The organism is Mycoplasma sp. NEAQ87857 (genome assembly GCF_009792315.1).
Classification (GTDB): domain Bacteria; phylum Bacillota_I; class Bacilli_A; order Mycoplasmatales; family Metamycoplasmataceae; genus Mycoplasmopsis.
In genome coordinates this window covers 1,185,938-1,200,019 of sequence record NZ_CP045542.1, presented here as the reverse complement: position 1 = coordinate 1,200,019, position 14,082 = coordinate 1,185,938, and the positions used below count along the sequence as shown (strand labels likewise).

The 14,082-nt window shown below is 23.5% G+C and carries 5 protein-coding genes; all 5 read left to right on the top strand.

From position 1 onward, the window contains the following. Nucleotides 1–231: 231 nt before the first annotated feature. On the top strand, nt 232–2,421 hold the full coding sequence (locus tag GE118_RS04335) for an ATP-dependent RecD-like DNA helicase (protein ID WP_158764183.1): 2,190 nt from the start codon (nt 232–234) through the stop codon (nt 2,419–2,421). Beyond that, nucleotides 2,412–2,960, top strand: coding sequence for an aminoacyl-tRNA hydrolase (pth, locus tag GE118_RS04330; protein WP_158764182.1), 549 nt, complete (start codon nt 2,412–2,414; stop codon nt 2,958–2,960). Before GE118_RS04335 ends, pth begins: the two co-directional genes overlap by 10 nt. Next, nucleotides 2,960–3,838 carry a tRNA lysidine(34) synthetase TilS gene (gene tilS / locus GE118_RS04325; protein WP_158764181.1) on the top strand — a complete coding sequence of 293 codons (879 nt, stop codon included), beginning with the start codon at nt 2,960–2,962 and terminating at the stop codon, nt 3,836–3,838. Before pth ends, tilS begins: the two co-directional genes overlap by 1 nt. Nucleotides 3,839–3,873: 35 nt before the next feature. After that, the gene (gene ftsH / locus GE118_RS04320; protein WP_158764180.1) at nt 3,874–5,871 is read left to right on the top strand and encodes an ATP-dependent zinc metalloprotease FtsH; all 1,998 of its coding nucleotides are present in this window, start codon (nt 3,874–3,876) and stop codon (nt 5,869–5,871) included. 132 nt (nt 5,872–6,003) lie between these two features. Then, the gene (locus GE118_RS04315; RefSeq protein ID WP_158764179.1) at nt 6,004–14,043 is read left to right on the top strand and encodes an ABC transporter permease; all 8,040 of its coding nucleotides are present in this window, start codon (nt 6,004–6,006) and stop codon (nt 14,041–14,043) included. The last annotated feature ends 39 nt before the right edge of the window (nt 14,044–14,082 follow it).

Genomic DNA, 14,082 nt, shown 5'->3' with positions numbered 1-14,082 from the left:
TTAAATAAACTGTTAATAAAATATACAAATACAATTTTATTAACAATAAAATATACTGATTTTCTTACATAATGGTTATTTATTAACATTTTTTAATATATGTTAATAACTTGTTAATTAAAATGTGAATAAAATATTTATCAAAAAGTTATTAACATATAATTAACAATTATTTTTGACATTTTTAAAAACTAAAAAATATCAAAAAATTAAAATGATATAATAAAATTTATGGTAGAAAAAAATAAATATAAAGGGTATTTTATAAAGAAAATATCAGGTACAGAAGATTGAGGTTTGTTCATTTTTAAAGGTGAAAAAAAAGTAAATTTTGTTGTGTATGCTGTTAAAAATTTACCTGAATTAAATACTGAGTATGAAGTAGAACTAGAAGATTCAAATAGAGGAAATAATAAAAAATTACTTTCTTTCGTTCCTGTTTTATTAGATCCAAAAGAAGTAAATTTAGAAGATTTTCTTGTAAAAAATATTTCTTATGTAGGTCCAAAAAAAGCTGCTCAAATTGTAAAAGTATATGGTAATGAAATTTTTAATAAAATAATGGATTTAGAAAATAATGAAGCTGAATTATTAGAATTACTTTCAACGAGACAAATTGAAGGGTTTAAAGAATTTGCTTCAAATAATCCTGATTTGATTTCGATTTTCACAAGTGGTTCAAATATCGAAGTTGATAACATTAAGTTTTTTTATTCAAATAATTTACAAAATATTTATTTACTTCTAAAGAGACTTAATTCAAAAAATGAACCAATAAATTATTTAGATTTTTTTAAATATAATGACCCTTATATTTTATATATAGATTACAAACAAAAACTTCAAGATGTTGATAAATTTGCTTTATTAATAAATTGAGCAAAAAATTCACCTCAAAGAGTAAAAGCTTATTTACATTGAATAATAAAAGAAAAAGAAAATAATAATTCAACTAAGTTTGAAATAGATGAAATTATAGATGATTTATCTAAGTATTTTTTTATTTCAAAGGATGAAATAAAAGGTTTATTATTAGTTTTTGTTAAGAATAATTTCTTATATAAATTTGAAGAAAATGATAAAGAATATATTAGTTTAGCAGAAACTTTTACCAAAGAAGTTGAAGTAAGTTATTTCTTAAAAGAGATACAAAAAAGTAAGTTATTTGGTACAAAAACTACCAAAATTTCAACTGAAGCATTATCTTTTGAACAAAAAGAAGCATTTAATTTATATAAAAAAAATAATGTAGTAGTAATAAGTGGAGGTCCAGGAACTGGAAAAAGCTTTTTAATCAAACATATTTATCAAGATTTAAAAGAACAAAAATATGAAATTAATAAAGATTTTGCAATTCTAGCTCCAACAGGTAGAGCTGCTACTAATATAGGTACTAAAATACAACAAAAAGTAAGAACGATTCATAGCTTCTTAAAAATAGCAAATGATGATGAAAATGTATATGATATAAGTGAAACAGAACCTATAAAATGTATTATTATTGATGAGTTTTCAATGGTTAATTTAAATATTTTTCATAAATTATTAAGTAGCTGTCCAAATTTATCAAAATTAATTTTAATAGGTGATGTTGAGCAATTACCAGCAATAGGACCTGGTAATTTATTAAGCGATATTATTTATTCTCATTTATTTAAAACTTATTACTTAACAGAGTTTTTCAGAAGTGATTCTATAGAAATTTGAAAGCACTTTCAAGCAATAAAAAATAATCAAACACCAAATTTTAAAAAAGGTATAGTTAATAAACACATCTTAAATACTGATAGATTTGCAATTTCTGCAAGCGAAATTTATTTAAAAAACGCCCAGAAATATGGAATAGACAATGTTATATTACTTTGTCCAACATATTTAGGAGAAAACGGTTTAATTAATTTAAACAATTTAATTCAAGAAAAGATTAATCCGCATAATAAAGTAGTTTTAACAACCAGAAGAAAAGATAAAGAAATAGTTTATAAAATAAATGATCGTGTAATTCAATTGGAAAATAGACCAAATGATGATGTATATAATGGTGATATTGGTTATATTAAAGAAGCAAAAGAAACTCAAAGTGGAAAAATTATCAAAGTATGTTTTGTTAAACAAAATAATGAAATTAATGTTACTTATACTGAAAAAGAATTTAGAGACCAAATTTATTTAGCATATGGAATTACTATTCATAAATTCCAAGGTAGTGAAATAGATAGAGTATTATTTATTGTGCATTCTAGTCATAGATTTATGCTAAGTAAAAAAATGCTTTATACAGGAACATCTAGAGCAATAAAAGAATTAAGTATATTAATTAATGATAATTTAGATTATGATAAATTAGTACTTTATAACTTAAAACAAGATGTTTGAAATACTAATTTATTAAATTTATTAAAAGGAGAACAATGAAATTAATAGTAGGACTAGGAAACCCAGGAGATCAATATAAATTTACAAGACATAATGTAGGTTTTTTAGCAATAGATAAAATTTGCGAAAAGTTAAATATTACTTTAAATAAAAATAAATTTAATGGTGAATATGTTAAGTTAGATGAAGTAATAATTGCTAAACCAATGACCTATATGAATCTTTCAGGAACCTTTGTTAATTCAATAGCTAATTTTTTTAAAATTAGTCCGGATAATATTATGGTAATTCATGATGAAAAGGATTTTGAATTAGGTAAAAGTTCAATTAAAATAGGTGGTTCTGGAGGTAGTCATAATGGTGTGTTAAGCATCATTAAAGAATTAAATGATTCATCTTTTAAAAGGTTAAAAATAGGTATAAATACACCACATCAAGAACCGTTAAGAAACTTTGTTTTAGGAAGATTTACCATTGAACAATTTGCTACTTTAGAACCTGTTTTAGATAAAGCTGCAGATGCTGCAATTTCATTTATTTACAATGATGTTCATTTAATTATGAATAGTTTTAATAAAAAATAATGGATAAAAAATATTTACTTGCAATTAGCGGTGGCGGTGATAGTATGTTTTTATTAAATGAATATAAAAACAAAAATATTATTGTAGCTCATGTTAATTACAACCAAAGAAAAACAAGTTGATATGATCAAAAACTTGTAGAAAATTTTTGTAAAAAAAATAATATTAAATTATATGTTTTAAATTTAAAAAAAGATGAATTTAAAACAGGTAATTTTCAAGAATGAGCAAGAGAAAAAAGATACTCTTTTTTTAAAGAAATTTACCTAAAAGAAAAATGTGATTATTTATTTACAGCTCATCAAAAAGATGATTTTCTAGAAACTGCAATTTTTCAAAAAATCAACAAAAGATTCACTTATTATTACGGAATAAAAAAACATAATTGTATTGATGAAATGAATGTATATAGACCTTTATTGTTTAAATATACAAAAAAACAAATCGAGAAGATTTGTTATAAAAATAAAATAGATTATGCTTTGGATTATTCTAATTTATTACCTAAATATTCTAGAAATAGAATAAGAATTATGCTAAATAATATAAATATCATTAAAAAGAATTGATGAATATTGAAATTTAGAATTAAAAATTTATTTTTAAATAGTACATATAAATCAGTATTAAGAGAATATAAATTATGAAAAGAAGTTAAATTTGAGCAAAATGTATTCCAATTATTAAAATATAAATCTGAATTAATTCATATGCTAATTTATAAAAACTTTCCTAAGGAAAATATTAATTTAAGTTCTAAAAAAGTTCATAGTATAGAAAAATTTATTTTATCTAATAGAAGAACAAGTAAATATAAATTAAAGGACGACATATATCTAGAAAAAGAAAAAGGAAAAATTATAAGTAATAATATATAATATTTTCATACTTTAATAAAATGAAAGGTGAACAAATGAACAAAAAAAGAAAACCTTGAAAAATAGTTTTAACTTCTGTTCTTTTAGCACTTCTTTTGGTTTTCTTGGTTTATTGATTAGTAAATAGATACACTGGGCCACAAACTATTGACTTATCAAAATTCCAAAGTCAATTAAACCAAATTTTATTACCTGAAAATTCAGGTTTAAAGCAAAAAGAATTTGAAATAACAAATTTAAATATTAATGATTTTCAAAATACAGTTAGTTATACATTTAAGAATCAGAACTATGTTTTAGGAGCTAATTCTAGAATATTACAAGAAGTATTCTTAACAAATGGTAAAAGTATTTGAGATTTTTTAACTAATGGTCAACATGCTGAAATAATTAAAGGTTTTAGCATTGCTAAAGCACCAGTAACTCCTTGATGATCATATTTATTAGGATTTTTACCAACAATAATAGTTGTTGCAATGATCTTATATGTAATTAAAATGCAAATGAATGCAATGAATGGTAATGGAGCTTTTGGAGATAGAAGTCCTGCACAATTAATTAAATCTGATAAAAAATTCAGTGATGTTGCGGGAAATAAAGAACCAATTGAAGAAATTAAAGAAATTGTAGATTATTTAAAAAATCCTGAAAAATATAAAGTTTCAGGAGCAAGAATGCCTAGAGGTATCTTATTAGGTGGTCCTCCAGGAACAGGAAAAACATTACTTGCTAAAGCAACTGCTGGAGAAGCAAATGTACCATTTTACTTTGTATCAGCATCTAACTTTGTTGAGTTATTTGTTGGTATGGGAGCAAAAAGAGTTAGACAAGTAATTGCTGAAGCTAGAAAACATTCACCTGCAATTGTGTTTATCGATGAATTAGATGCAATTGGACGTACTCGTGGAAGTGGTATTGGTGGAGGACATGACGAAAGAGAACAAACTCTTAACCAATTACTAGTTGAAATGGATGGTATTAAAGAAAACTCAGGATTATTATTCGTTGCTGCAACAAATAGAACTGACGTTTTAGATCCTGCTTTAACTAGACCAGGACGTTTTGATAGGGTTATTACAGTTGGATTACCTGATGTAAAAGAAAGAGAAGAAATTCTTAAACTTCATGCAAAAGGAAAAAGATTTGAACCTAATGTTGATTTTGCAAGGGTCGCAAGAAGAACTCCAGGATTCTCAGGAGCTCAATTAGAAAACGTTATTAATGAAGCTGTTTTACTTTCTGTTAGAGAAAACAAAGATTTAATTTCGTTAGATATTATTGATGAAGCAATTGATAGAGTTATGGCAGGACCTGCTAAAAAATCAAGAACTATAACTCAAGAAGAACTTACTTTAGTTGCATACCATGAAGCTGGACATGCTGTTGTTGGTATTAAGGTACCTGGCGGAAATAAAGTTCAAAAAATTACTATTATTCCTAGAGGTCAAGCTGGTGGATATAACTTAATGATGCCAGAGAACGAAAAATACAACTACACTAAAGAAGAATTATTAGCTTCTATAGCAAGTTTTATGGGTGGTAGAGCTGCAGAAGAAATTATTTATGGTGAAAGTAAAATAACCACTGGAGCTTCTGATGATATTAATAAAGCAACTACAATCGCAAGAAGAATGGTTACTGAGTTTGGAATGAGTGATTTAGGACCTATTAAATATATGGATGAATCAGGAAGTCCTTTCTTAGGAAAAACATTAGCAACAAGTTCAAGTATTTCTAACCAAATTAGTCATGAAATTGATTTAGAAGTTAGAAAAATTATTTTAGAAGCAAAATCAATTGCAACAAAAACTATTAGCGAAAATAAAGAATTATTAGAATTAATTAAAACTTTACTTTTAGAAAAAGAAACAATTATTGCTGAAGAAATTGAATATATAGCAAAACACTTAGAACTTCCTCCTAAAAAAGAAGAAGAAAAAATTGAAGAAAAAGTAGAATACGATATAGATAAATTGATTCAAGAGACTGATAATATCATTCCTGAAGAAAACGATCACAAAGATAATGAATAATTTTAATAGCGCATTAAGCGCTATTTTTTAATAAAAGGAAATACCACAAAAATAAAAAAATTTTTATTTTTAATTAAAAATACTAAAATTATTTAATAAATATAACAAATCACCATTAAAGGAGATAAGAAGATGAAAAAATTATTCAAAGAAGTTTTTAAATCTTTAAAGAAGAATAAGGTTGTTGTATTTGGGTTAACTATGTTGATCCTATTAACAACTGGTATTTTTACTTTACTTAGTGACGCTGGTAAATCCTTACAAAACCAATATAATGAATATAGAAAAAAATCTAATGCTCACAATATTACTGTTGATTTAGATTTAAAAACCAATGGTAATGCCTTTAATGATGGCTTTTATATTAATTCTTTAGTTAGAAATAAAGAAAATAGTGATGATTACAAAAAACCTTTAAAATATATTGAAATTAAAGACAATAAACCTAATTTTGTTAAAGGACAAAATATCATTGACTTTAGTCGATGAACTTCAGAAAACAATAATAACGCAATTGATAATTACAATAATAGTTATATCGAATTAACTAATTTTTTTAACCCTCAAGAAAAAGAACAATATAAGAATCTTTATATTAAAAAAGATGATTTTCAAAAACTTTATAACTTTTATATTCCTGAATTCACAAGTGATGAACAACCATTAATTGATTTAAATTTCAAAAATAAAGTTAAATCAATGTTTGTAAAAAATAATTATTGAGTAGATGTTTATCAAAAATTAAATAACAATACTTATGAATTAAAAAAACAAAGTATTTCTTTATCAAAAAGTCAAAATCCAATTTTACATTTTGATAAAGAATATAAACTATCTGATTTTGTATTTTTAACAATTGGCGAAAATAAAATTTATGCTTCTCAAGCAAGTGATATTTATTTAAATTTAAGTAAAAATAATCAAATGACACTAAATCCTATTATTTATAATGAATGATTAACAAACAAGGATTTAGTTTATGTTATTAAAGGTGATCAAGTTTTAAATAAATTAGGATTTGTTAAAGATGGAGATGATGTTTATTCAATAAATCCACATTCATTGAATAATAGTGATATTTTAGAAATGAATCCTAATGTAATGGAAAGTAAGTTTAAAAACGATGTTCCTTATAGTGCTTTAATTGATCAAGAAAATATAGAAGCAACCAATACTAAAAGCTTTTTATTTGCAAAAAATCAAAGTTATATAATACCTACTAAATGAGCTTCTATCAAAAAAGAATATACATTTTACGATAGAACTCAATACACAAATACTTTTGATGAATATAACAAAGACAAATGAAGTGGAACATATGTTCAATCAGTAGAAAACTTATTAAAATCAAAACAAATACCTAGAAGCTTTTCGTATTGAAACAAAACTATTAAGAATGTTATTTTTGATTTTAATGAAATTACTGGAGAATTAAATGCTCAACCTAATTTAAATAGTAAATTAAATTTTGAAATTAATCCAGTTGTATCTTTTGATGAAGTAAACAAAGCTCCTTTATTGCTTTACCAAGGTGATTTAGATCAAGTGAATTTAAATAAAGTTGCTTATAATGGTAAAACTTTATTAGATATTTATCATTTAGATAATCCAGAAACAATAGCTGAAATTACTTTAAATAATGAAAAAAATATTAATGATCGTTCTAAATTATCAAACAACGAATACAACAATATAACTAACAAAAATATTAATGACTATTATTTTACTTACATTAAAAATGAAGCATCAAATATTACAAACAAGAAAATATATGATGAATTAATGTCTAAATTAAATATTAGCTCTAATGATATTGGTATAAGAGAAACATTAACTGTAGATGCTTTTGAAAACAACCAAAAGTTTGTCTATCATCTAGTTAATCAAGGTGATTCAAAACGCAGTATTTTAAATATTCCAATTAATGTCGATAAATTAGTTAATGAAATTGACAATCCTACTATCTTAAATAAAATAGCAGATGATGTAACTAATGTGTTTAAGAGTAAAACTCTACCAGCATATGTTAGTTATATTATTCTTCAACAATCTAAAAATAATGTAACACCAGATCCTAAGTACATTAGACCTGATTTTGATTATCAAACAGTTAATTTTATAGACTATAGAAATAATCAAATTACTCCAATTTATAATGCTAAAGTTTATAAATTGATTAACAATGAAGATGATCCTTCAAAACAACCAACTAATTTAGGTGTGTTTTGATTTAATGATAAATTAGTTTTATTACACGTTGTTTTAGATGAAAATAAGAACTTCTTGTATTGAGAAAATTACAATACAAAATCATTTAATAATGTTAATGCTGAATTTAGTTTAGATGAATTTTTACAATACTTAACTCAAAACAAATTAACATTAGGAGCTAATTTACCTAATCCAGATGGTTGAATTGAAGTTAGTGATAGCTTTACTAATAATGTTTATATACCTTTTGGTTATAGAAGTCCATTAAGTGAAATAGAAGTTGATGCTAGAATTAATGGTTCATTTTCTACAGGAGCTTCATTAATTCAAAAAGCCTTATTAGATACTGATTTAGTTAAAAATGGATTTTTAACTAAAGAAGAAGTATATGGTTTAACTAACGCATTATTAAAAGGAGCTAATTTAAATGGTGCTTCTAGGGTTCTTTCTAGTGGTGAAATTAATTTAAATATCTTACCTAAATGAACTTTAGACACTATTTATTTTGCTACACATAATTCAAACAGAAATTATTTACAAAGTATAATGAATACTTTCTTAAATAGAATTAAACAAAAGATTTTAGAGCAACCTTTAGATCAACAAAAAGAATATCTAGGAACTCAAATTGAAAAATTATTTAATTTCATTAAACATTTTACAAATGTAGATTTTAATGAATGAATTTTCCAACCTAAAGATGTTATTAAATTAATCAAAGATCCTGTTGATTTAATTAATTCATTGATTTTAATATTTAACTCATTTGATTGAGTTCATTTTTCAGACTTATCTCATCAATTTTTTATTAATGATTACAACAAATATTATGATGAAAATGGTCAAGAAATTTCTAAAGATCAAGTATCTAATGATAAAGATAATGTATATCAAAGAAAATTAAGTCTTTATGAAATGTTTATTTGAATATTAGATTCAATTAATCAAAACGAATTTAAAAAAGGTTTATTAAACATTTTAAATAATGTTGATACTAGCTTATTAGACAATCAACATTTAATGGTGTTTAGTTTCTTTAACAAATTACCAAAAAACTTCATTAATATAATTAACCAATTTAATGCGTATAAAAATGATGCAAGTAATTCATACAAAAATATCATTGATGGTTTAAAATTCTTTATTAATATTTTTGATTTAAATGTATTTAAAAATACTTTAATGGATAAAATTAAACTTAATAATTTCTCAATTCAAGGAGAAATTTATAAGAAAGATATTGATGCATTTTTAAAAGTAACTAGATACTATCGTGCAGGATCATTTATGCCTAGCGATTTAGCTTATGCTGTTTTAAGAGGTTTCTTTAATCAACCGGGAAGTAATAGAAGAATTAAAGAAGAAATTATTAAAATGTTTAATTTATCTTCTGCAGCAAAAGTTATTGATTTAGGACAAAATGAAAGACTTGCAGTACCTTCTAGCGATCCAAAAAAAGTTGATTATTTTGATTTATTAGATCTTTTAAATAATGGTCCAAGCACAAATAAATCAAAAGATAAATTGAATTTAATTAAGAATTTAGTCGAAAAATTCCAAAATGATAAATTTATCAATATTGACACATTAAAAAATGATGAAAGAAAAATTCTTAGTGAAATTTTAAATAAAAAAGAATTAACTAAAGAAAATGTAGAAGATCTTTTACTTCAATGAAGTAAAATATTACCTTTGTTTGCATTTAAACAACAAAACCAACTAACTCCAAATGATGAAATAGGTACTTTATTCTATGTTTTAAATAATGCAGCTGCGAATCCTGAACCAAGTAAGAAAAACAGTTTATTAATCCTTAATTTATTTAATAAATTACTAGGTGATTTAGATAACTATGATTTAAATGACTTATTTACTTTTACAAAAGATGGTTATGCTTTATTTAATGTATTTTGAAAAGTATTAGGTATTAAAGGTCTTGATTTTGTTCAAAAAAATCAATTAAATAATTTATTATTAGCATTAGCAAATAACCCTAATACTTTAAATTCATTTAATTCTTTTGAATTATTCCAACCTTCATCATCTAATATTATTGGTGCTTCAAGAACAGGTTTTGGTATAACTAGATCAATAGCAAATATTGAAAAAATGAGAGAACTATTCTTTGCTAAAGAAAATAACCATTATTCAAATGTTGAATTAGAAAAAATAGCTGCTTTAAATTATAATTATCGTGAGTTTATTGAACAAAATGAACTTGCTTTAACTAAATTATTTAGTTATATTGGACTAGCTCATTTATATTATTTAGATAATATTAATACCGATAAAAAATATCCAGACATATTTTCAAATGTTTTTGATAATTTAATTAATGGTGTGTTTCAAAATGAAGCAATTTTAAATAATTATGATTCTATTAATAATGTTTTAAATAAGGATTATCAAAGTCTTTCATTGGAAAAATTAGGAATTTCAGACATTTTATTAAATCGTTTATTAAGAAAAAAAGTGCCTCAAATTATTATTTGATTATTAACTGATGCAACAAAAGTAAATAATCAAAATGTTGTAGGTAATATTGCTTATTTAATTAATAATAAAATAGTTAATTTTGAAGAAATAACTAACAATGAAGAAAAAGCATATGAGTTTATTTATTCATTTATTAAAAAGTATAAACCAAGTGAAATACCAAGTCCTGTTTTTGAAAAGGACTTTGTATATAAACTATCTATTGATGATGATTATTTAAATACTCTTTATAAAAGAATTAATCAAAATGCTAATTTAAATAACCCATTTGATATAAATTTAGCTAATGTTTTAGAAAAAATGATTAACTCTATAACAACAGTAAATTATAGTTTTAACATTGCTAAATTTAATCAACCTTCATCATATATCGCAAAAGTTAATTATGCATTTTTAGAAAAAAATAATAAAGAAATTTACAAAGGAATAATACCTAGTGACCCTATTTTAATTAATGAATTAGTAACTAAGCTAGATTCTAAATATAAGATTAATATTAATGGTAGTGAATTTATTATTATAGGTGATGATTTTTCTTATGATTATATTTATCCTATTATTAATGAAGAAAACCTTCAAGTAAATCCTCAAAACCAAGCAGTTGTCTTTGTAAATGATAAAGGTTTTGATCGTATTAAACAAGCTTATAGAGGAAATGTTATTAAAAAATACTTACTTGTAAAAAGTAATAATCCTAATTTAGAGCAAGAAAAAGAAAATATTCAAAACTTAGTTGATAGACTAGTTCCAAGTAATAATAAAATTAAAAACGTTTATCTTGCTACTGAATTAGATCCAATTAATCCTGAAAGAAGTATTAGAGTAAGTACAGTAGAAGGAATAGTTAATTCAATTAAATCATTCTCATTAACAGTACTTATTACTTTAATTATTCTTGTAGCAATATCAACTATTTTCATTATTAAAAGATATATCTCAAATAAAAATAAAGTTATTGGTATCTTAGTAGCTCAAGGTTATAAACCAATTGAAATTGGTTTATCATTAACTACTTTTGCATTCTTTACAATTTTTATTGGTGGTGTATTAGGATTTATTATTGGATTTAGTTTACACGGAGTAGCTTTATCATTAATTAAAAACTTCTGAACTATCCCAATCCAAACCATTCAATTTAACTTCTTATCATTATTAGTAAGTATTTTAATACCTATAGTAGCAATGTCTATTTTAATCATCTTAATTTCATTAAGAAGTTTAAAATATAAATCAATTGATTTAATGAGTGGTATTGCTGATTTAAGTGTAGGTAATATATATCAAAAATTCTATAAAATCCTTAAAAGAAGAAATGTTAAAACTAAATTTAGTATGTCTTTAACATTTAATAGTTTCTTTAAGCTGGTTTCATTTGGTATAAGTGCAATATTAGCTAGTGTTACTACAATTTTTGCATTCTCGTTGTTTGGTATTTTTGATAAAACAATTAATGATACCTATATCAATAGAAGATATAACTATAAATATGATTTAACTTCTCCAACGTCTCAAGGTGGATTATTAAATACTTATCAAATTGATAAAAAAACCTTAGAGGATAGTTTATATGTGCCTATTGGTACAGGTTCAGAAATAGATTCATATCAAAATAATTACTTTAAACCTGGATTTTCAAGTGTAATTAATGCTAAAGCAATAAACAAACAGGATCAAGGATTACCTAACGGAAATCCAAATCCTTATAGTCCTCACATTATTTCTCAATTCTCTGTAAGTATTAAAATTAATACATCAGTATCAATTGATCCATTTAATGTGGTTTATAATTCACTTCCAGACACTCAAAAAATTAAAATTTTAAACGTTAGAGATAAAGTAGGATATGCTTTAGAAAAAACTCAAGAAGGATTAGTTTATGTAAATGGAACTAATGAGATTGATTTAGAGCAAACTTATTTAAATCTCAAAAAACTCAATAAAGAATTAGGTTTCTTTAAATATGTAGCTAATAAAAATAAAATTATTGATGGAAAATTCTGATATTTCAAATGAAATGAAAATCAAAATGAATTTGAACAATTAGTAATTTCAACAGATTATAAACGTCAAGAATATAGAGATTTCTTAGTTAATGGATATGCAAAAATATATGCAGATCCTAACCAAAAGGTTCAAGATTTCTTTGTTTCATTTGGTGGAATTTATGTAAATCCAAAATTTGATGAAGTTTATACTTATGTTGATTCAAAAACAAATAACAATTTAATTAAAATTTATGGTTATAAACAAAATTCTAAATATGTTTTTGCTTATGATGCATTAAATTATGAATTGTTAAATAGTGCTGCAAAGCTTTATAAAGAAAATAAAGCTAAAAACATTAAAGAAATACCTTTAATTGTTAATAGTGTTGCTGCAGATCTATATGGATTAAAAACAGGAAGTATTTTAAATCTTCCTGTATATAACAAATACAATAGATATACAAATGCAATAACGCATAAAGAAGTAGTTAATAATAATGAGTTGTATAAATTTAAAGTTTATGGAATTAATACAACTTATATTAATTCAGAATTCATTATTCCTAAAGAAGCTGCAGATGATTTATTGATAAATAAAGATCTAAAAGAAAAATTATTATCAGATATTCATAAATATGATAAAAATTATGAATTCTTTAATGGTATAGTTTCAACATCTGTTGAACCTGAACAGTTAGTATGAAGTACAGGGTTATATTCGCCTAGTGGATATTGACCAAGTTCAGATACATATTCATTAACAACATTAAATGATGAAAACAAAATAAGTATGTTTAATGCTTTATTTGGTTCATCTACTTTAGATCCTTCAATACATACTCCTGGAGTACTTCAACAGCAAGGGTTTAGTGATAAAGATATTATTTTATTCCTTAGACCTGATGCTAATATAAATGGTAATTTACCTGATTTATATAAAGAATTAAGAAATGAAATTCTATCATCAAGTATAGAGAAATACAGTAATATATTTAATGATAATCTATATATTCCTATTGCATTTAACTTAAACGCTAAAAACATTGAAATAGGATTTACTGAATCAATAGGATCAGTAGCTCAAAAAGTTATTACTATTATTTCGATATTATCATTTGCTATATCAATATTAATCTTGATTATTATTTCAACAATATTAATTAATGAAAATGAAAAGAACATAGCTATATGAAGTGTTTTAGGATATTCAACTAAAGAAAAAATTAAAATGTTTTTCTTTATATATGTTCCATTTATTATTATTTCATTAATAATAGCATTACCATTAGCATTTGGTATTATGTACTTATTTGCTAGTTTCTTAACGTCTACAGTAGCTATATCGCTACCATTAGTATTAACCGCTAAAAATGTTATGTATACTATATTAATTGTGTTTGGAGCATTTATCTTAACTTCAGTAATTAGTTGAATTAATATTAATAAAATTAAAGCTATTAATTTACTTAAATCAAAATAAGAACAAAAAAATAAAAAAGTTCTTTGCTTTTAAAAAAAT